The sequence below is a fragment of the Syntrophothermus lipocalidus DSM 12680 genome (genome assembly GCF_000092405.1).
Classification (GTDB): domain Bacteria; phylum Bacillota; class Syntrophomonadia; order Syntrophomonadales; family Syntrophothermaceae; genus Syntrophothermus; species Syntrophothermus lipocalidus.
In genome coordinates this window covers 555,181-575,738 of sequence record NC_014220.1, presented here as the reverse complement: position 1 = coordinate 575,738, position 20,558 = coordinate 555,181, and the positions used below count along the sequence as shown (strand labels likewise).

The 20,558-nt window shown below is 50.6% G+C and carries 23 protein-coding genes; 5 read left to right on the top strand and 18 right to left on the bottom strand.

Annotation, left to right across the window (positions count from 1 at the left end; translation table 11 throughout):
* Positions 1–190: 190 nt before the first annotated feature.
* Positions 191–619 (top strand): lamin tail domain-containing protein, encoded by a 429-nt coding sequence (locus SLIP_RS02710; protein WP_013174742.1) that lies wholly within the window; start codon positions 191–193, stop codon positions 617–619.
* Positions 620–699: 80 nt separating this feature from the next.
* On the opposite strand, the gene SLIP_RS02705 is transcribed toward SLIP_RS02710, so the two are convergent.
* The 4 genes from SLIP_RS02705 to ytfJ all read right to left on the bottom strand — a co-directional run bounded on the left by SLIP_RS02705 (position 700) and on the right by ytfJ (position 3,193).
* Complete coding sequence (locus SLIP_RS02705) at positions 700–1,293, bottom strand: hypothetical protein (protein ID WP_013174741.1); 594 nt, start codon at positions 1,291–1,293, stop codon at positions 700–702.
* A gap of 160 nt (positions 1,294–1,453) precedes the next feature.
* The gene (locus SLIP_RS02700; RefSeq protein WP_041433335.1) at positions 1,454–1,987 is read right to left on the bottom strand and encodes a spore maturation protein; all 534 of its coding nucleotides are present in this window, start codon (positions 1,985–1,987) and stop codon (positions 1,454–1,456) included.
* On the bottom strand, positions 1,980–2,582 hold the full coding sequence (locus SLIP_RS02695) for a nucleoside recognition domain-containing protein (RefSeq protein WP_013174739.1): 603 nt from the start codon (positions 2,580–2,582) through the stop codon (positions 1,980–1,982). Before SLIP_RS02695 ends, SLIP_RS02700 begins: the two co-directional genes overlap by 8 nt.
* Before the next feature lie 182 nt (positions 2,583–2,764).
* A complete protein-coding gene (gene ytfJ, locus SLIP_RS02690) occupies positions 2,765–3,193 on the bottom strand; it encodes a GerW family sporulation protein (RefSeq protein ID WP_013174738.1) in 429 nt (142 codons plus the stop codon).
* A 262-nt stretch (positions 3,194–3,455) separates the two neighbouring features.
* Here ytfJ and SLIP_RS02685 point away from each other — a divergent pair, with 262 nt between their 5' ends.
* Together SLIP_RS02685 and SLIP_RS02680 are read left to right on the top strand one after the other, a co-directional pair.
* A complete protein-coding gene (locus SLIP_RS02685; protein WP_013174737.1) occupies positions 3,456–4,028 on the top strand; it encodes a nitroreductase family protein in 573 nt (190 codons plus the stop codon).
* 174 nt (positions 4,029–4,202) lie between these two features.
* Positions 4,203–4,910: an HAD family hydrolase gene (locus tag SLIP_RS02680; protein ID WP_013174736.1), complete on the top strand. Its 708-nt coding sequence runs from the start codon at positions 4,203–4,205 to the stop codon at positions 4,908–4,910.
* A 50-nt stretch (positions 4,911–4,960) separates the two neighbouring features.
* Here the strand turns inward: SLIP_RS02680 and SLIP_RS02675 are convergent, their stop codons facing one another.
* The 4 genes from SLIP_RS02675 to SLIP_RS02660 are packed head-to-tail and all read right to left on the bottom strand — an operon-like array spanning position 4,961 to position 7,761.
* Positions 4,961–5,482, bottom strand: coding sequence for a divergent PAP2 family protein (locus SLIP_RS02675; protein ID WP_013174735.1), 522 nt, complete (start codon positions 5,480–5,482; stop codon positions 4,961–4,963).
* A 25-nt stretch (positions 5,483–5,507) separates the two neighbouring features.
* A complete protein-coding gene (locus SLIP_RS02670) occupies positions 5,508–6,197 on the bottom strand; it encodes a polysaccharide deacetylase family protein (RefSeq protein WP_013174734.1) in 690 nt (229 codons plus the stop codon).
* Positions 6,198–6,214: 17 nt separating this feature from the next.
* A complete protein-coding gene (locus tag SLIP_RS02665; RefSeq protein WP_013174733.1) occupies positions 6,215–7,366 on the bottom strand; it encodes an MGDG synthase family glycosyltransferase in 1,152 nt (383 codons plus the stop codon).
* A 53-nt stretch (positions 7,367–7,419) separates the two neighbouring features.
* The gene (locus tag SLIP_RS02660; protein ID WP_013174732.1) at positions 7,420–7,761 is read right to left on the bottom strand and encodes an EamA family transporter; all 342 of its coding nucleotides are present in this window, start codon (positions 7,759–7,761) and stop codon (positions 7,420–7,422) included.
* A 212-nt stretch (positions 7,762–7,973) separates the two neighbouring features.
* Here SLIP_RS02660 and SLIP_RS02655 point away from each other — a divergent pair, with 212 nt between their 5' ends.
* Positions 7,974–8,315: an AbrB/MazE/SpoVT family DNA-binding domain-containing protein gene (locus SLIP_RS02655; protein ID WP_013174731.1), complete on the top strand. Its 342-nt coding sequence runs from the start codon at positions 7,974–7,976 to the stop codon at positions 8,313–8,315.
* Complete coding sequence (locus SLIP_RS02650) at positions 8,315–8,614, top strand: type II toxin-antitoxin system RelE/ParE family toxin (RefSeq protein WP_013174730.1); 300 nt, start codon at positions 8,315–8,317, stop codon at positions 8,612–8,614. Before SLIP_RS02655 ends, SLIP_RS02650 begins: the two co-directional genes overlap by 1 nt.
* A gap of 103 nt (positions 8,615–8,717) precedes the next feature.
* Here SLIP_RS02650 and SLIP_RS02645 read toward each other — a convergent pair whose 3' ends face one another.
* From SLIP_RS02645 to SLIP_RS02600, 10 genes are all read right to left on the bottom strand, one after another.
* Positions 8,718–10,409 carry an NADH-dependent [FeFe] hydrogenase, group A6 gene (locus tag SLIP_RS02645; RefSeq protein ID WP_013174729.1) on the bottom strand — a complete coding sequence of 564 codons (1,692 nt, stop codon included), beginning with the start codon at positions 10,407–10,409 and terminating at the stop codon, positions 8,718–8,720.
* Positions 10,410–10,488: 79 nt separating this feature from the next.
* Positions 10,489–11,127, bottom strand: coding sequence for a DUF2953 domain-containing protein (locus SLIP_RS02640; protein WP_013174728.1), 639 nt, complete (start codon positions 11,125–11,127; stop codon positions 10,489–10,491).
* Positions 11,128–11,318: 191 nt separating this feature from the next.
* Entirely contained in the window at positions 11,319–11,879 is a 561-nt protein-coding gene (locus tag SLIP_RS02635; protein ID WP_013174727.1) for a DnaJ family domain-containing protein, read from the bottom strand.
* 2 nt (positions 11,880–11,881) lie between these two features.
* Positions 11,882–12,397, bottom strand: coding sequence for an SMC-Scp complex subunit ScpB (scpB, locus tag SLIP_RS02630; RefSeq protein WP_013174726.1), 516 nt, complete (start codon positions 12,395–12,397; stop codon positions 11,882–11,884).
* 25 nt (positions 12,398–12,422) lie between these two features.
* Entirely contained in the window at positions 12,423–13,169 is a 747-nt protein-coding gene (locus tag SLIP_RS02625) for a segregation and condensation protein A (RefSeq protein ID WP_041433332.1), read from the bottom strand.
* A 6-nt stretch (positions 13,170–13,175) separates the two neighbouring features.
* Positions 13,176–14,159, bottom strand: a complete 984-nt coding sequence (trpS, locus tag SLIP_RS02620) for a tryptophan--tRNA ligase (RefSeq protein ID WP_013174724.1) — start codon at positions 14,157–14,159, stop codon at positions 13,176–13,178.
* A gap of 79 nt (positions 14,160–14,238) precedes the next feature.
* Positions 14,239–14,859, bottom strand: a complete 621-nt coding sequence (locus tag SLIP_RS02615; RefSeq protein WP_013174723.1) for a site-2 protease family protein — start codon at positions 14,857–14,859, stop codon at positions 14,239–14,241.
* Positions 14,852–17,491: a CBS domain-containing protein gene (locus SLIP_RS02610; RefSeq protein ID WP_013174722.1), complete on the bottom strand. Its 2,640-nt coding sequence runs from the start codon at positions 17,489–17,491 to the stop codon at positions 14,852–14,854. Before SLIP_RS02610 ends, SLIP_RS02615 begins: the two co-directional genes overlap by 8 nt.
* Before the next feature lie 133 nt (positions 17,492–17,624).
* Complete coding sequence (lysA, locus tag SLIP_RS02605) at positions 17,625–18,974, bottom strand: diaminopimelate decarboxylase (protein WP_041432647.1); 1,350 nt, start codon at positions 18,972–18,974, stop codon at positions 17,625–17,627.
* A gap of 177 nt (positions 18,975–19,151) precedes the next feature.
* The gene (locus SLIP_RS02600; RefSeq protein ID WP_013174720.1) at positions 19,152–20,513 is read right to left on the bottom strand and encodes a TrpB-like pyridoxal phosphate-dependent enzyme; all 1,362 of its coding nucleotides are present in this window, start codon (positions 20,511–20,513) and stop codon (positions 19,152–19,154) included.
* Between the last annotated feature and the right edge of the window lie 45 nt (positions 20,514–20,558).

Sequence of the window (20,558 nt, the reverse complement as noted above, 5' to 3'; positions counted from 1 at the left end):
TGTTTTATCAATCTTCCACCCTGTTATCGAACAGCGCCTGGTTTAAGGCCAGGTTACACCCTGCTAAACTTTTAAACCCTCTTTGAATGAAAAAGGATTTTTCTTTTATACGTCAAAATATAAATAGTACAAGTCCAAAAAATCGGCAGCTATAATCGCTGTCGTGTTACCTTGAAAGGAGGTGAAATGTATGAGTAGAAAGATAGTCATTAAAGCCATCTCTAATTCACCCGGTGGTAAAGACCCTAACTTCAGGCTAACCGACGAGTGGGTATGCATTAAAAACGAAGGAACCACTACGGAGAACATGGCTAACTGGATCCTCCTGAACCGTAAACCTGACAACAAGCACTATTACCATTTCCACTTCCCAGCCCGTGTAGGCAACCGTCCTATGGAGCTGAAACCGGGTCAATCCGTTTACGTTATAACCGGACATGGTGAAGACGCTTTCGTACCAGGGGATGAGAGTGGACCGGGTCAATTTTTCTTCTATCGCAACTTCGACCATTTTATCTGGAATGAGCCAGGCGACAAAGCCTTGCTATACAGTTACAACCATCCGACAGTTGACAAAGAGAGTTTCGAGCTGGTGAGCAGTAAGGTTATCACCGAGTAGCAAGAATCAAGAATATATCGCAACCATAAGTCATAAAGCTACGGTCTGCTACCGTAGCTTTTGTCTTTTTCTTTTTGTGCTCATTTCCTCAAGATTCCTAAGGTCATACAAGGAACAGCGAGCAGGCCTTCCTTTTTCCAATAAGGCGTGTCTTGATAAAACCGGCACATGCGGTGTAAAGCATCCGAAAGATCCTTATAAACTCGAGGCCCGAGACTTTTGTCTGCGTACTTTACTACCATCAAAGGCCCCTTTTTCAACAACAGATCCTTCGACCTCGAATAACTCCTAACTCTGCACACGACGCTGTTGTCCCGCTGCCTAACCAACGTAACCCTATGTTTCTCCGCTGGCATAGACAAGTGGTCGACTATTGCCAGTCGGTCATACTCCCATAAGTCTTTCCCAGTTTCCTCCCTCCCGGCCGTTTGGTTATTCTCTATCAGCCCGTTGAAAAGAATCCGAGCCGAGGTTAAAATACGCTCAGCCATTGGTCCTTCGCCAGCGTCATGCAAAAGTCTAGCCAAAAAAGTGACATAGAACATACGAATGAGCTTCATCTGGTCCATGGCTCTGCCTTCACCCGAAGGCTCAAGTTTGAGTGAACACTGGTGCTCACCACCAATTATAAGATCTGCCCGAAGCATCTCTTGCGGGCGCGAAAACCAAGACATATCTTGCAACCCCTTTTTCTGCAGTGTATCCGTTTAGCTGTACCGCTAAATATACTAGCAGATCGTGGGGGGTGCAGTCTAATTGCTTAAAGCCAGGTTATCGTTTTCCCATTTTTCTGCGGTTTCCGGAAAACGGGCAGACGGGGCTTGCCGAGAGATGCTACCGAAACAGGACATTGCATATATAGATAGAAGCTAATAGACCACTAATGTCAGCGGTTAGGCCCGTAACAATCGAGTAACGGTAACGCTTTACCCCTACTGAACCGAAGTAAATCGTCCAAACAAAAAAAGTCGTATCGGTTGAACCCTGCATTGTCGAAGCTAAGCGACCGATAAAAGAATCGGGACCGTAAACCCGCATTAGTTCCGTTGCCAATCCTAGTACTCCGCTTCCCGATAAGGGACGCATGATGGCCAAGGGCAAAACTTCAGCTGGCGTACCTATTGCTGTCAACAGCGGGCTCAATGCTTTCACCAGATGATCCATGGCCCCCGAAGCCCTGAAAACGGAAATCGCCACCATCATCCCAACCAAGAATGGGATAATCTTAACAGCGGTTACAAAACCCTCCTCGGCCCCTTCGACGAATGCTTCGTAAACCGGAACCTTTTTTAGCGAGCCATAAAGAGGAATGCAAATGAGGATAAGAGGAATCGCCCACTTGGATACCTGGGTGAGAAAGTCAATCAGCACGGTTTTTCCTCCCCCAGCAGCTCCTGGTGCGGAAAAGGTAGTCCACCGTCACCGCCAGCAACATCGAGCAAGAAGTAGCGAAGATCGTGGCCCCCACGATTTCAGTGGGATTGGCAGAACCAAAAGAGGCCCTTATCCCGATGATGGTAGCAGGTATAAAAGTGATGCACGAAGTGTTGAGTGCCAGGAAGGTACACATGGCTTCCGAAGCTTCATCGGAATCGCGGTTCAGCTCCTGTAACCCTCGCATAGCCTTCATTCCAAAAGGAGTCGCTGCGTTGCCCAGCCCCAGCATATTCGCAGATAGATTAAGAATTATTGCGCCCATAGCAGGATGACTCGGAGGCACCGAAGGAAACAACTTGACCATCAGCGGGCGAAGCCCCCAGGCCAAAGCCTCTACCAGGCCGGCTTTTTCTGCGATTCGCATTATGCCTAACCATAAGGCCATGACCCCTACCAGGTCAAAGCAGACCTCGACCGCCCCCCGAGCAGCGCCCAAAGCCGCTTCGGTAACAACCTCGACCTGGCCGTCCAAAGCGGCTACTAAAACCCCACCCGCCAGCAAGGCCAGCCAGATGACATTAAGCACCTCAACCCCCCCCAGCCTCTCTCTTCCCTACAGGTTATGAGGCTGAGTTGGGAATAAGAACACTGCTAACTAGCGGGCCTCGCTCACTTGAGTGATGAGTGAATAGAAGACTCTTGCAACAACCGACTTGCCTTGTCCGTTCCCTTAAAGTTCGAACAAGTCGACGGGAACTCTTAATGCCACTAACTCGGAGATACCTGCTTTTCTTTACGGCTGAGCATAGTCTCTATCCGGTTCAGCACTTCTGGGGCAAGATCCATCAGCCGTAAGGCCAGTTGGTTCCCTTTAACCGATAGCAGCCTGATATCGCTATTAGGGCGAACTACCAGAAAACCTATCGGTTTTATCGAAACCCCACCGCCGCTTCCGCCCGCAAAGGGCATAATATCATTTCCTTTCACGTCAGAAACCTCATATTCCCCCCCACCTGCCGCAAAACCGAAGGCGACTTGAGATAGAGGGATGATAACCGTACCGTCGTTGGCCTCCACCGCGTCCCCGACCACCGTATTGACGTCTACCATCTGCTTTATGTTCTCCATAGCAGTGGTCATCAGCCCCTCAATGGGATGAGGACGCAAAATTGGCGTTTGCGTTTCGTTTGTAGACATGGCAGCCCTCCTTAATATCAAAAACGTACTCTTTCTTTCATGGTTAGTATGGGCCTAAAAAAAAGTAGGTATTCCATTATCTCCATTATCGTCTACTGTTTGCAAAGCAACCCCCATTTTGCGCGGAGATTTGAAAATGACAGCAGTAAGGTTTCTTGTCATACTCTTCCATGGTTTGGTAAAATAGAAATGGCCTTGACATGAGGCTGAATGCTATGGATAGACGAAACCTCAGCGGAATCTAAGACGAGGGGGGTCTGAAGTGGAGTTCTACGAAGTAATTCATTCCCGTCGTGCGGTTCGCCAGTACCGCCCCGACCCTGTGCCGAAGGAAGTGCTGCAGAGGATACTGGATGCGGCTAACTGGGCACCCTCGGGGATGAACAGGCAACAGTGGTATTTCGTTGTGGCTTCTGGAGAAAAGAAGAAGGCACTGGGAGCGAGCTATGCCAAAATCGCGGAGAGATACACGACCAGGTGGGATGATGCCGAGCGCCGCAAGCAGTTCATCGAGTTTGCCCAGACATACGGCGGCGCCCCTGTGGTGATAGTGGCACTCACGGACGCTGCTGGTGACCCGGCTACCAGGAAGATGAACCTGGAAAGCGTGAGCGCGGCGTTTGAAAACCTGCTCTTGGCCGCCTGCGCGGAAGGGCTAGGCAGTTGCTGGATGACCGGTCCTCTCCAAGACGAGGCCTCGCTGCGGCAGATACTTAACATCCCGTACGATAAAGAAATCGTAGCTGTAACCCCTATAGGCTACCCCGCCTTTCAACCACCGGCTCCACCCCGCTTGGATCCGGAGCTCAAAGAGAAAGTCCTGTGGGTAGAGTAACCTCCACAAACGTTGAGCAGCAAGGGGGGTGCTCCCCCTTTCTTTCTTCTTTCACCAACTTCAAATAGGTCTTGATGGCAACGCCTTTTGTCATGCTTGCCCGAGTCCGGGTGGGAAGGCTGTACATTGCATCGAATACCAATAGATGATTCTGTAGACGGGAGATATAGGAGCATGATCAAGGCAGTATTGTTCGATCTTGATGGAACTCTCTTAGACATCGACATGGATATCTTTATACAGAATTACTTCAAGTTAATGGTTGAAATGGCTCGGCACCGCGGTCTGCCTTATCAGGATCTGCCGAAGAAGATTATGACAGCCACTGAGGCTATGATAAGAGACAAGGATCCGAATAGAACCAATAAGGAAGTATTTGAAAGCGTCTTTTACAAGATCTGCGAAGCAGACCCGAACCTTATGGCCGCGTTTTTCAACGATTTTTACAAAGAGGCCTTCCCCCGCCTTTCGAGTCTGGCTGCTCCTATGCAAGGCGCACAAGAAGTGGTAGCCAAAGCTTTCGAACAAGGCTTTAAAGTAGCAATCGCCACAAACGCGATTTTCCCCTACTCTGCCATTAACGAGCGCTTGAAATGGGCACAATGTCACGATTTCCCTTATGAACTAGTTACGACCTATGAGAACATGTACTTCTGCAAACCACACCACGAATACTACCTGGACATATGTCGCTTTCTCGGAGTCCAACCCCATGAGTGTCTAATGGTCGGTAACGATGTAGCCGAAGACCTGGTAGCTGGGGAAGTAGGAATGGAGACTTTTTTGTGCCGGAAGAGAATACTGAACGAAGGAGCAAGGCGAATCAAGCCACGTTATGAAGGTGACCTACTCCTACTTTACCGCTTGCTTAGTGAAACTTAGCCTCTTGGGCAAAGCGAAGAACCCGGGTTGCGCCTGATTTGCGCTTTGTGCTATAGGCCTATGTGATAGTGGAAAGGCATTCTTCCTATGTGTCGGGCCAATTGCCAAGCCGCCGGAGCTTTGGCAAACACTAAGCCGGCCACTACAACCCCTATGACTGCACCGGCTAACACTTCTTTCGGATCATGCCCGACCGGATAAGGCGGAATATCGGTGGGGCGGTCGGCTCCTTCCGTTTTCTCGACTATCTGCCGTAATATCTGAGAATGTTTTCCGGCAACCCGTCGGACACCCATAGCGTCGTGCAGCACAATAAGTGCAAACACCAAAGCCAAGGCAAATTCATCCGAATTGTAGCCCAACGTAAACCCAATCCCCGCAACAAGTGCGACGACCATGGCACTGTGGGCACTAGGCATACCGCCATCACTGAACAACCAGTACCAACGCCAACACCGTTCCTTCAGATACATGTAGACTCCTTTGATAAGCTGGGTTACCCCGCAAGCAGTGAGCGGAGCCACGATCAGTTTGTGATTGGTAAGCCATCCCCTCAAAAACTCACCTAACATATTCATTCCCTCCCCAAGAGGCCCCTCATTCGGATGAAGACAAACTCGCATACGGTTCAGGAAAGAATAACATCGGCAATCCTACCAATCTCCACCCCCTGTGCCGCAACTCCGAGATTATCACAGGCAGAGCAGTTAGCAATGCCCTCGGCCGGTGTGGAACAAAGCTTCCGTCATGGCAGAGGACAATTCCACCTTCCAGGTACCGGCAGGTTAATACCCGGCGAATAATGTACTGCGGTCTAATTCCCAACACCCAGTCCCGGCTGTCACAGGACCACCGTACCACCTCCATCTGCAACTGTCGTGCAGCCTCCACCGTCCAACGGTTAACCAGGCCCCAAGGAGGCCGGTAATAACGGGGCGCTTGGCCGGTGGTTTCCTTTAAAATCTCTACCGCCTTCCTCATTTCCCAAAACGTACCTTCCCGCGTCAGCGTCAGTTGGGGCTGATGCCTTAAGCCGTGACTTGCTAGGTGGTGACCATCCCGCAAGATGGCCTCTATTATCTCTGGGTAACGCTTAGCCTTCGTCGACAACACGAAAAACGTCGCCTGTACTTTGTAACTACGCAAAATCTCCAGTATCCTCGGGGTATAAATAGGATCGGGCCCATCGTCAAAGGTTAAGGCCACCTTGCCCGCTCCGCTCAAGCTCTTACTACGAATCTCTGGCCCGGAAAAAAGCTCCGGAACAGAAGCTTCTTTGCCAACCACCAGCCCCCACCCCAGTTTTACTCAACTAGTTCCGCAATTGCGCAAGCGGCATCGAAAGCCGCCCGGGGACGAGCCAGTTTGCGAATAGCAGCGCTGAGTGATGCCGCCAGCTCACCCCTATCCAATAGTATCTTCTCCACGGAAAGCAGGAGTTCCTCCTGGTTTCGAACCTGCAAGGCTGCTCGATGCTGAGCATAATATAGCGCGTTGGCCTCTTCCTGAGCCGGAAGACACCGGTAGATAATCACCGGCAGCCCGGCCGACGCAGCTTCTGCCAGTGTCAGGGCCCCGGCCTTAGTGATAAGAACATCCGCTGCTGTCATAAACTCCGCCATGTTGTTTACAAACCCGTAAAAACGGAACCGCGGGTCTCCCTCGAATTTGGAACAAAGTCTCTCTCGATACGTTACATCCTCCCCCGTAATAACAAGTACCTGCATTCCTAACCGGAGGCGGCTCAAACCGGCACATATTTCTTCCATTGCCGTAACCCTACCATTTCCGCCTCCGACTAACAAGACCACAGGGACCTTTTCGTCCAATCCCAAGTGGTGCCTAGCTGCTGTCTGGTTCAGGTTATCCGCAAAACCAGGACGAATCGGGATGCCGGAAACCCTTATTATATGGGAACTGATACCACGTTTGAGGAGCATTTCCCTTACGCCTTCGTCTGGGACCAGATACAGATCCACCCCTGGGTGAATCCACTCCGAGTGAACCGTATGGTCGGTTATAACCATGACCACGGGCACCTGTGACTTGCCCTCCAGTTTGAGTGTTGCTGCCACCCGCCCCGGGGTAGGAAAAGTGGCCACTACGACCCGAGGACCAAACTCATCCACGAAGCCCTGTAAACGCCTGCAACCGAAGCGGTCCAAAAGGTAACCTTTCCGCGGCTTCACTGCGTCAGTAAGGTGGTAAAACCACTGGTAACACAATGGAAAATGCCGGACCATAAAAAGATAAAATTTGCGAGAGAAAACGTCGAACGCAGGGCTGACCATCTCGACAAAGTTACAGGTCTTTACTTCCCATTCCGGCCTGATGTGTGCCAGGGCAGCCTGTAAAGCGAGTCCAGCCTGAAGGTGGCCCGCCCCGTAAGCCGCACCTAAGATGAGAACCCGAGTTTTTCCATACGTTTGCGCATGCCTAGCAGAAATACTCAACATTTCTACACATTTTCCTTATTCACGGGGAATAGAACAAATTCCCGAACATAATCTCAAGAACGGGCAACCAGAAAAACACCTACAAAAATCAATACTGCCCCTACCCACCGACTTACAGAAACCGTTTCCTTAAAGAACAATACCCCGGCCAACACGCCGAGAAAATAGGTAATACCCTGAAGAGGAAGGGCTTGAGAAAGAGGTACCCGGGCCAAAACATAAAACCACATAGCTGTCGCTAATCCAAAACAACCAAAACCAGCCCATACCAACGGGGAAAAAAGGAGCTTCCACCAAGCCACTTCTCCGCCGACCACCGCTTGTTTCCAGCAAACCTGGCCAGCTACCAAGAAAAGAGCGTTTAAGATTACCAGCCCGACAACCCTTGTACTCACAGCTTTTCTCCTAATACGACGCAGCGATGAGCCCTCCGCTACCTTCAATTCCGGGTTCTAAATATTCCCATCTATTCGATGACTCCTGGGCCCGTGCTATTCGCTTGATTGCTCTTTGTTTCTTTGTAATAATTGATCCAAAGAAACTTGGTGTATAACCGTTAAAGTTTATCCACCTGGTTTACTAATAACCCAAAAAAGGAAGTGTTCCTATGTTAAAAAAGCGTATCTCCGTATCGCGGAAGCGTCAAATAACGATTCCTATTGAGTTTTGCAACAAGCTCGGTATTGAAAAAGAAGTCGAGTGCTTTCTTCAAAATGATGCCATTATTATTCGCCCTGTGCAAGAGAGAAGTGGCGATTTTGACGAACAAATCCTAGAAGATTTGATCTCGCAGGGTTTTTCCGGCAATCAGCTTCTCGAAAAGTTCAAGGAAATGCGCCGTCAGATTCGTCCTGCTGTTGAATGCTTGCTTGCTGAAGCTCGCCTTGCCGCTGACGGCCAAGCTCGATTTTCCACATACGAAGATGTTTTTGGTGCGGAGGACGACTAATGCATGAGCTCGTTATTCTCCCCCCTGCCGCACGCTACTTAAAAAAGATAAAAGAAAAACCCCTTAAAATGGCCTTTCAAAAAGCGGTTAATGAAATACTCCAGAACCCTCACCTCGGTAATGCGAAAACGGGCGATCTATCCGGTGTGTACTGCTACGATATCTATTACAACAAAACAAACTACGAACTGGCCTACACTATCGTTAAGAAAAATACCAACACGGTTGTTGTCATTATTCTGGCCGGTACTCGTCAAAATCTTTACGAGGAATTGAAACGATATATGAAGAAGCTTTGATTGGTGACCCCGTGAAAATGCAAGTCGGGTAAAATTGGAGGCGGGCTAAAAGCCCGCCTCGCTTCTTTCAGAGCGTGACAAGGAACCGTCCCCTGTCACGGTTTTACTTGTTCTTCGGAGTGTAGTGGGTATGCAAAAGCTCGTGCGATTTGTGTCCCAGCGGCTCATGCAGGAAGTCTTCGTACAAGAGCTTGACTTCCGGGTTCTCATGGGACTTGCGCAAGGGCAGGCCCTCGTCCTCGATGTAGATACCCTTGATGCGTTCTACCCTCTTGGCTACAGTTGACGGGATCGGCTGCCCGCCGCCACCGATACAACCGCCGGGGCAGCACATGATCTCAATAAAGTGATACGGTGAGGTACCGGCCTTGATTTCTTCCATAATCTTCCTGGCGCATCCTAGCGAGTTGGCAACCGCAACCTTTACCTTGGTGCCGTCGAGATCGACCTCGGCTTCTTTCATACCCTCGAAACCGCGTACCGCGGTGAAGTTTACGTCCTCGAGGGTCTTGCCAGTAACCACTTCGTAAACGGTTCTCAAAGCTGCCTCCATAACTCCACCAGAAGCTCCAAAGATAACCGCAGCCCCTGTATAAGCACCCATCAAGGAATCGAAGTTTGAAGGTTGGAGCTTGTCAAACCCTACACCGCACATGCGGAAAAGCCTTCCCACTTCGCGGGTAGTGAGAACCAGGTCCACGTCTTGATAACCGCTGTCTCTCATCTCCGGACGGGTAGCTTCATACTTCTTGGCCGTACACGGCATGATGGAAACCGAGAATATCTTGGCCGGGTCAATGCCCATCTTGTCCGCCCAGTAGGTCTTCACCAAAGCTCCGAACATCTGCTGCGGCGATTTGCAGGTCGAAAGATGAGGTAACTGTTCCGGATAGAACGTTTCAATGAAGTTGATCCATCCGGGGCTACAAGAGGTCAGCATCGGAAGGGTCCCGCCCTCTTTCAAGCGTTTCAAAAGCTCATTGCCTTCCTCCATTATAGTGAGGTCGGCGGTGAAGTTGGTATGGAAGACGTAATCGAATCCGAGTTGTCTGAGACCCGCCACAAACGTTAACATATCCAAAGAGCCGGTTTCCATCCCTACTTCCTCAGCAACAGCCACCCTTACCGCTGGAGCTATCTGGGTTACCACGATCTTCTCGGGATCCGCTATCGCCTCTAGGAACCGGTCTATTTCTTCTTTCTCGGTGATGGCCCCTACCGGGCAAGCCAAGGCGCATTGACCGCACATCACGCACTTGGTCTCGATCAACGGCTTGCCGTCTACCGTCTGCACTACCCCGTCCTTTATCTCCAATGCCCCAACCGTTTGGATATCGTTGCAGACCTCCACACAGCGTCCGCATAGAGTACATTTAGACGGATCACGCACTATGGATGGTGTTGAAGTATCCTTGGTCAGTTGCAGTGGCTTGTGTTCGAAAGAACGAACAGTCAGGGTAGCGGTGAGGGCCTGCAATTCGCAGTTTTGGTTGCGGGCACACTGTAGGCAGTCCTGAGGATGAACCTTGAGGATCTTCTTGAGGTTTTCCCGCTTGGCTTCGATTACTCGCGGGGTAAAGGTTTTGACCTCCATCCCTGGGGACACCTTTTCCGCACATGCGTTCTTTAATTCCCCGTTTACCTCCACCACACACACATTGCAGTTCTCTTTGACCTTGAGATCCGGGTGGCTGCAAAGTGACGGAATCATAAAACCTGCTTGGGCTGCTGCTTGCATTACTGTGAAGTCCTCGGGCACGTCCACTTTGCTGCCGTTGATAACAACGCTTACCATGTCATCTCGCTCTCCTCTCCCTTTGGTATACATTACACTTTCCCCTGCCTTTGAGTCTATTTGAAAAAGCTACAGCATGTCAAGCAGATAAAGTTGTCCCTGCGTTTAGTCGTTTAATCAAACCCATGGTAATTAGAACGTGGATCACCTTCAGCTGAATATCACAGGTCAACACCGTTTTAAACAAACTGGTATCAAACCTAGGGCTGACATGAACGTGGATCCGTCTGACAGGAAATATCCATGTAATGTAGGATACGAGACACCCTTTTACCCCCCAGCAGAGACCGGCTTTAATACCGGTTTCCATGGGCTCTTCACCGCCGATCTCCGTATGCCACTCGAACCTTTTTATTAGAATGGTCCTAAAATAAAAACGTTTTAACCCAGGCCACCTATCTAGCCCTGCTAAGAAAAAACGGATCTTCCCATAGTACTCTTTCAAATCCACCAGCCCTAGCCTCCCGCGTTCAGCCCACAATTCTTTTCCTTTCGGGCTCTCCACTTCCTTGGTCACATCGAACCAAGGCAGCAGCCGCCCAAATCCAAGCTCGAGGTCCTTGTAGCTGTATTCTTTCTTAAACATCCGGTTAAGATAAAAAACTTCTAAAAACAAACCACTTTCATCGTTATTCTCCAAGTATTTCGCAGCCACTTCTATGTCCATGAACAGGAAAAGGATCAGACTCAGTCCAACCAAGGACCAGATTATAACCATCGCCCGTTTTCTCCCGTTTTCCCATATCTTTCCCCCACAGGCTTTTCCCATATACAAATAGAAAAAAAGCGAGCCTTGCTCGCCCTTTCTCATACTTTAGGAATAGCCACTGATTGACATTACAACCGCATGCCAGTTCTCTAACATCTACCCGCTACCCCGCAGGTATCACGGGGAATCTCAAACTGTGATCATCTCTTGATTTTGGAGGCCACGACTCCTTCTATTTCTTCGACTACTTTAGCATATTCCGTCTTGACGTCGATGTTGTGCCGCCCCAGCCAGAACATGGGGTTATGGAGATTGTAATTGTCAATCTGTTTGTTCAACTTCTCCAACCTCTTTAGAACGTCCTGGTAGAAGTCAGCTTTTTTCTTTTCAAAGCGTTGCCAGGCCCGGTGACTAACCCTACCGTCCAAAACCACTTCTATGTACCGCTTGAATCTTTCCACGTCCTCTCTAAAAGCTTCCATGGCACCGTCAATATCTTTCCCTAGCTCGACCCAATAGGGAGCGTAACCGGCATCCTTCAATATTTTAAAGACCATCCGCATCTCCGGCGGCTCAAACGGGTTCTCATATAGTTGAAGCGGTTTACCAAATCCCTCAAGGTTATCAAAAGCCCCCTTCTCCCGGGCTTTGCGAATCCGTTCCTCCACCAGGTCTTCAAAACTGGCCATATACCTAGCCGTACCCCTAACCTGTTGGGCCTTTATCATGATCTGTTCTTCCAAAGACTTCTCTTCCCCCATGTTCAAGCCCCCCTGACGTCCTTGGGCAAATCCTCCAAACTGGCGAGTCCAAATAACCTCATGAATTCGTTAGTAGTAACATACAGAACCGGCCGGCCAGGCGCATCCTTCCTCCCAGCTTCGGCGATTAGCCCCCGTTCGAGCAAAGAATTGATAACTCTTTCTGCCTTAACTCCACGAATCGCCTCTATCTCTGTCCTCGTTACCGGTTGCCGGTAGGCTATGATAGCCAGGGTTTCTAGAGCTGCCTGTGAAAGTCTTTTTTCTGGCCCTCTGTTCAAATCCCTGATATACTCGAAAAAAGCGGGTTTGGTACACATGGCATAACCCGCATCCGATTTGACAACCTGTATCCCGTGCTCCTCTTTATTATACTCCAAAATAAGTTCCTCCAGTATAACCTCGACATCGTCAGGCAACAAACCGGTGACCCTGGCGATCTCGCTTAAAGGAAGAGGATCGCCACTGGCAAACAGTAAAGCTTCGATCGTTGCCTTTGCGCTTATCCTAGCCAACACCTGGCAACCCCCCGTTCCCCATGGATTAGACGGGACCGCCTCTGGCACCGTTTCCTGTCAGTCGGATGATAATGCGGCCAAAGCTCTGTTCCTGTATAGCCTCCACCTTTTTTTGCCTAATCAGTTCGAGCAGGGCCAGAAAAAGGGCCAGAGCCTCCCGTCTCGTCCCGGCCCTAATGAAAACATCTTGAAACACTATTCCTTGCGGTCTGGTCTTGAGGAATTGCTCTAATTCCTGCATTTTAAGGTCGACTTTGACCTCACCGCCCGGTGCGACCACCAGCTGGAGTTCGTTTTCTCGCTTCTGCTTCCACACCATGCGGAAAGCCCGAAGCAACTCAGGCAACGAAGCCCGCAACCCGCCTTCAGGCGACGAGTCCTCGTCGTTAGCCAAGCGATAGTAAACTCTCGGCTTCTCCCCTTGATAAAGAGAAGCCAAGATACCCGCTAGTTCCTTGTAATTCCTGTACTCCAGCAGCTTCTTGACCAGTTCCTGGCGCGGGTCTCCCTCGTCGTCCTGCCCGGAGTCCTCTTCCCTCTCAGTAGGAGCAAAGAGCATCCTCGCCTTGATACTTAGCAAGGTGCAGGCCATGACCAGGAAATCAGCCAGGTGATCCAGATCGATTTCCTGGCATCCAGAAAGGTACTCCAGGTACTGCTCGGTGATAGCCGCCACCGGGATATCGTAAATGTTAACCTTATTCTTCTCGATGAGGTGCAGCAGTAAATCCAGCGGACCCTCAAAAGCCTCCAGTTGAACCCGGTATTCCATAACCAATTAGATGCGCATCGCCTCGCGCACTTCCTCCAAAGTACGGCTAGCTACTTGTCTAGCCTTCTCTGCTCCTTCTTTCAGCATATCGTGGATTTGCCCGGGGTGGTTCATCAATTCGTTTCTCTTATCCCGAATCGGTTGTAGCAACTGGTCTAAACGCTGTGCCAACCTGGCTTTGCAGGCCACACAACCGATCTCGCCCCTCCGGCACCGGATTTCTACGTCATCTGTCTCTTCCTGATTAAACATCCCGTGGTAAACGAACACCGTGCATACTTCGGGGTGCCCGGGATCCGTCTTTTTGATACGGGCAGGGTCGGTTATCATCATCCTGGTTTTATCCCGGATTTCTTCCGTTGAATCGGTAAGCGATATATAGTTGTTGTAGCTCTTGCTCATCTTCCGCCCGTCAATGCCGGGAATTACCGGTACCTTGGATAAGAGCGCCTGGGGTTCGGGAAATAAACTAACATTGAAAAGGTAATTGAATCTCCTCGCGATTTCCCGGCATAACTCCAAATGTGGCAGCTGATCCTTGCCTACCGGTACTGTGTCTGCCTTGTAAACCAGTATATCAGCTGCCATCAAGAGCGGGTAGCCCAGAAACCCATAAGTAGATATATCCTTGCCTTCTTTTCCCAGTTCCTGGATCTGTTCTTTATAGGTGGGACACCGTTCCAGCCAGGAGACGGGAGTCACCATGGACAAAAGCAGGTGAAGTTCGGCGTGCTCTTTTACGTGGCTTTGAACGAACACCGCGCTCTTTGCCGGATCCAGGCCCACGCTAAGCCAATCCAAAAACATGTCCCTGATATTCTCTTGGATGATCTCGGTTTCGTCGAACGAAGTGGTTAAAGCGTGCCAGTCCACTATAGCAAAAAAGCAACGGTAAGTCTCCTGCAACATTACCCAGTTCCGCAGTACGCTCAGGTGTCCGATATGAAGTTTTCCGGTGGGACGCATCCCGCTCATAACCGTTCCTTGCATAAAATCCACTCCTTCGGCCAAAATTCCTTTCTCTGGATAAGGACGAATATTATATAAATACAGATAATCACTTAACCCCCTACGCGACCACCAGTTTAAGAATCCCCATTACCAGCCTTATAAAAGGATCCAGCACCGTCCCCATTACCCCGGTCACGATCAGCAACATCAGTATCAGAGTGCCGTAAGGTTCCAGGCTGTACATAAACCCAGCTTGCCTTCCAGGCAGCAAACCCGCTAGGATCTTGTATCCGTCCAAAGGCGGTATAGGAATGAGGTTGAAGCTGGCCAGTATCACGTTTATCCACACCAGCGGTTGCAGTAGCTGGTCAGCTATATACAATGTCGATCCGCCAGTGAAGGTTGGCAAGTACTTAATAGCTAAAAGCCCGACGATCGCTACCAAGATGTTCATAAGGGGACCAGCCAGGGAAACCAGCATCATGCCCGTTTTCATGCTGACCCTTTTGAAGTTATACGGATTGACCTGTACCGGCTTGGCCCATCCGAAGTGAACTAAAGCCAGTAACAAGAAACCGAGCCAGTCTATATGCGATAAAGGATTCAAAGTTAAGCGGCCTTGATAATACGGGGTGTTGTCGCCCAAGGCATCGGCCACCCGCGCATGGGCGTATTCATGAAAAGTCAGTCCCACCAATATTGCCGGTAACCAAATAACAAAATCGGTCAACCTATCCATCGTCCTTTACTCTCCCCTCAGATATCCACTTCTTGACCAGCTCGATCTCTTCGTCGTAGGTCTTGACCAAACCATCCAGGTTAGCATCGTACAAGTCAGAGAGTATCTTTTGATAGACCGGTCCCTCTCTTAGGCCCAAAGCCTTTAAGTCATAGCCGTTCACCTTAACCCGGACATCCTGTTTAAGCTCCAGATACCGAGCTACCCTTTCCCACGACTCAGGCCTGTTTAAACACAGCAATAAGAAAGCGATGTGTTCCCCGCTCAATTTTCGCAGTTTTTTGTTTAGATCACTCATGCTTAAGCTTTGTATCTCCTCGATTTCCACCGCCAACCCGGGCACTTCGCGTCCCATCAATAATATCTCTGTCACATCCCGGTCAAACCGGTAACGGTGGACTATCTCTTCCACCGCGCTGTCAGGCAGTTTCTGCAGAATCACCAGCAAATAAACTACCCAGGAACGAAGCCCGATATTAAGCCACCTTTCCGCCAGCCAGCCCAACACTCTAGGTACCCGGCGGAGCATAATCCAAGTCTCGGAATCCAACCTGACTTCCGGCATAACATATTCCCATACCCCGATCTCATCCATCCGTCTCAGTGCAGGTAAAGGATCTTTTTCTTCCAGAATAAGAATCAACTCGTGCAGAATACGTTTATGGGACAGCTTCCCCAGCAACCGACGGTCGATAGCATCTCGGGCCAAACGTAAAGTCTCAGCCTCTATCTGGAACTTGTACCGCTGTTCAAATCGAATCGCCCGCAAGATCCTGGTCGGATCTTCAACAAAGCTCAGATTGTACAGTATTCTGATCAAACCTTCCTTCAGGTCTTTTCGCCCCCCGAAGTAGTCGATCAACTCCCCGAACCGGCCAGGATTGAGACATATTGCCATCGTGTTGATGGTGAAGTCCCGCCGGTACAGATCTTCCCTGATCGAAGACCTATGAACCACAGGCAAAGCAGCCGGAAACTCGTAATACTCGGTGCGGGCTGTAGCCACATCTATTTTGAAACCGTCGGGCAACACCACCACCGCTGTTTGAAAGCGCTCGTGGACTCGGGCCCTGCCCCCGAGTCTTTGCGCCAAAGCCCTGGCAAAAACAAGGCCTTCGCCTTCTACTACCAAATCGATATCGTAATTCGGAACCCCTAAGAGAAGGTCGCGGACGATACCTCCTACCATGTAAACCATGAATCCGAGGTCCTCGGCCACGACCCCCGCTATTTCCAAAAGTGACTGGATCCGGGAGGGTAATCTATGTGACAAAATCTCCCGGCAATCATCACTTGAACCAGCTTCATCGCTTACATAAAGCACCTCATGGTCTTCAATTTCTTCGTCTTCTCCGTGCAGCGTCCGAAGGATGTCAGTACGAGACACTATGCCTACCAGACGTCCTTCTTCAATCACAGGCAGGCGACCGACGTCGTGCTCGACCATAAGTCTCTGCAGTTCTTTGACCGGCGTCTCCGGAACCACGGATATCACCGTGCGCGACATGTAGCCTTTCACCGGAGCATGTCCCAGGTCATGCATCCGCGCCTTGTCCACATCCCGTCGGGAAATAACGCCTACAACGTTTTCCCCGTCCACTACCGGCATTCCCGTGTGCCCGTATCTCAGCATTATCCGCCCCGCCTCTTCCATGGTCAGGTGAGCCGAAACAGTCTTGACCGGGGTTGACATGATGTCACGGGCGGTAAGACCGGGACGGGCACTTTCTTCCACCCTTTTCATTACCTCTTCTGTCAACGATCTCAAACTTCGACCCTTTACCATAGCACTGGCCGCCTTTTCATGACCTCGCCCCCCAACAAAAGACAACACCTCGTTTACCTTGATATTGCTCGTCCGGCTCCTGGCAACGATGTTTGCCTTCCCTTCCATCATGGCTATTACAAAAACAGCATCGGCCGGTTCCATCTCCGCCAAACGATGGGTAACTAGGTCCAAACCGGGAACGAAGTTGTCGATCTCGACTGTTGCAACCAACACATCTGCTCCCTTTACGTGGTAGTGGTGGGACGTTTCCATGAGTTTGTGTAAAAGGTAACGCTGCTCGTCGGAAAATGGCTCCTCGATAAAAACAGACACAACCGACAAATTGGCTCCGCGGCTCAACAAAAAAGATACCGCTGCCGCATCCCGCCAAGTAGTCGAAGAAAACAAAAGGCTCCCGGTATCTTCATAAATACCCAAGGCCAGGATAGTAGCTTCAAACGGGGTAACCGCAATTTTTTCGCTTATGAGCTTTTCCACCAGGATAGTCGTAGTAGCCCCTACCTCGTGTACCTCCTCCAAAACACCGGCAACATCTCCAGGCGAAGCAGGGTGGTGGTCGTAAACGTAAAATTCGATGCCAGGCCGCCGGCATAAACCCTGTAGTTGACCGAGGCGATTAGGATTACGGGTGTCCACCATAATGATGCGCGAAACCCGACCCAAGCCCACTTCTCGTGGGTACCTGATGGATAAATGGTCTTTGTACAGACCCATGAATTTCTTCACGTTCTTAGAAAGCGTCCCGGCAAACACCTTGACAGCAGAAGGGTATAACTTCCCTGCTGCCACCATGGCCGCCAAACCATCGAAATCCAAGGCATTATGTGAAGTTATGATGTCCATGTCTTCTCTCCCGCGATTTCTTGCCCATTCGCATTATATCACACCCGTGGAAAAAGCCTCAATTAACGCGAGAACCGGGGCTTCGAGCACCCGGTTAGTTCGCATTTGAAGCGTTTGCGTTGTTTTGCAGTCATCATAACTTCTTGCCGGCCGCAATCTTGACCACGTCGCCTCTGGCCAAACGTTCGGGAATCACGTCGTTCCTGATGAGATCCTCATAAGACTCCCTCTTCACGATCAAGTCTGCCTGACCGTCTCTGACCAACACCATGGCCGGGCGTCCTACCCGGTTATAGTTGCTAGACATTGAATAATTATATGCTCCAGTAGCGAAAACCGCCAAAATATCTCCAGGTTGCGGATGGGAAAGCTTTATATCCCATATCAACATATCGCCTGATTCGCAGCAGCGTCCGGCAACCGACACCAGTTCGTCCGGCTCCCGGTCGGCCCGGTTGGCGATAACCGCCTCGTACTTCGAACCGTACAAGGCAGGCCGGGGATTATCCGTCATACCTCCATCAACCGCTACGTATTTGCGGACCCCAGGAATCTCTTTATAACTGCCCAAGGTGTACAGAGTAATGCCAGCCGGACCCGCTATAGCCCGACCCGGTTCCACTATAACCTTCGGCATCCGTAATGCGTTGGCCTCGGTCTTACTGCGCAAAGTCGACATAACCGCCTTTGCCCATTCCTCCGGCTGCCGGGGCTCGTCCCCGCTGTGATAATAAATCCCGAAGCCCCCACCCATATTCAGTTCCTCCAACTCCAAGCCAAAACGGTTTTTGATCTCGGCCAAAAGATCTACCATTATCTCAGTAGCATGAGCGTAGGCATCCATTTCAAATATCTGGGAACCGATGTGACAGTGCAGTCCCATCAAGCGGAGATTCTTCGTTCGGCAGACCGTATCGACTGCCTTTAGGGCGTCCCCGTTGGCCAGAGTAAACCCGAACTTTGAATCGATCTGCCCCGTTTTTATATACTCGTGGGTATGGGCCTCTACTCCCGGAGTGATCCGCAGAAGGATGTTCTGGGTGCGTCCCAACCGCTCACAGACGTTTTCCAGAAGCTCAATCTCGTAGAAATTGTCAACAACCACCCGTCCTACCCGGGACTCTACCGCCATAACCAGTTCATCCAGAGTCTTGTTGTTGCCGTGGAAGAAAATCCGCTCAGGTGGAAAACTAGCCCTGAGAGCCGTATAAAGCTCGCCCCCGGATACAACATCAAGGCCCAGACCCTCCTCTTCCACGATTATGCAAGCCGCCAGGCAGGACAGGGTTTTGCTGGCATAAATAACCAAGGAATGACCGTATTTGGCAAAAGCATCCCTAAAAGCCCGGCAGTTAGCGCGAAATCCTTCTTCATCCAGCACATACAGGGGCGTACCGAATTCCCGTACCAGGTCTAGAACATCGATTCCTCCCACCTCGAGGTGTCCCTGGGCGTTGATCCGCATAGTTCCCGTCAGCCTCAACCTTTTCACCCTTTCCGTTCCGATAGTAAGCCACAGATAGACACTGATTAAGATAAAACAAAGCAGGCTATCGTCATTAAACAGCCTGCCATAACACCTTCTAATATGACCAATTTCACCAGCATTGTAACATCGCCGTGAAAATCGTGTCAAAGCATAATACATGATACACGGTAACTAGACCTGGGGCAGAGTCTTCAGGCTCTCTGCCAGTGCTTCGTCCGAAAACTCCACGTCTTCTATTCTGCCATTCAAGTAACTGTCGTAGGCGGAGATATCGAGGTGGCCGTGCCCGCTTAAATTGAAAACGATACAGCGGCTGACCCCCTCTTCTTTGCCAGCCAAGGCTTCGTCGACTGCCGCTCTTATGGCGTGAGCCGACTCGGGAGCAGGAAGAATGCCTTCGGTTTGGGCAAACAACACCGCCGCTTCGAACACATTCTTCTGGAATACCGCCCTCGCTTCCAGTAGCCCGTCATGATAAAGTCGGCTTATAAGCGGAGAATCCCCGTGGTACCGCAAGCCCCCCGCATGGATACCGGGCGGAGTAAAATCGTGGCCCAGGGTATACATCTTCAGCAAAGGGGTAAACCCGGCCTGGTCCCCGTAGTCATACGCAAACACCCCTTTGGTCAGGGTTGGACAAGCTGCCGGTTCCACAGCGATGAGGCGGACATTGGTTCCTGCAAGTTTGTCCGGTATGAAGGGCAAAGCAATGCCCGAAAAGTTGCTGCCCCCCCCGCAGCACCCTATCACCACGTCAGGATACTCATCCACCATTTCCAGCTGGAGCTTGACTTCCTGCCCGATGACCGTCTGGTGCAGGCAAACGTGGTTCAAAACGCTGCCCAGGGAGTAGTTGGTATCGTCCCGGCTGGCTGCATCTTCCACCGCCTCGCTTATAGCTATGGCCAAGGTACCTGGGGTATCGGGATCTCTCTCCAGCACAGCCCTTCCGGATGCGGTTCGGTCGGTAGGGCTGGCTAGACAAGTCGCTCCGTAGGTTTCCATTATAGAGCGACGGTAGGGTTTCTGTTCATAACTGACCTTAACCATGTACACCGTACAATCCAGCCCGAAGACCCGACAGGCTAACGCTAACGCTGTTCCCCACTGCCCAGCTCCCGTCTCCGTCGTAAGGCGCTTGATCCCAGCGATCTTGTTAAAGAACGCTTGTGCGATAGCGCTGTTGAGCTTGTGACTGCCGACCGGGCTGACACCCTCATACTTATAGTAGATTCGGCAGGGAGTATCGAGGGCTTTTTCTAACCTGTGGGCTCTATAAAGAGGGCTCGGTCTCCACAGCCGATAAATTTCCCTAACTTCCTGGGGAATCTCGATGTACCGCTCCTGAGAAACCTCCTGTTCGATGAGACCCATTGGAAAAATCGGCAATAGATCATCAGGAGTCGCAGGCTCCCCAGTGCGCGGATTCAAAGGCGGATCCAGCGGGTTAGGCATGTCAGCCTGCACGTTGTACCAATACTTGGGAATCTTGTCCTCCGGAAGGATAATCTTAGTAAGGGCGTCTCTACTCATCTCATTAATCTCTCCTCTCCTCAGCTGTCGCTGTTACGTATTGAA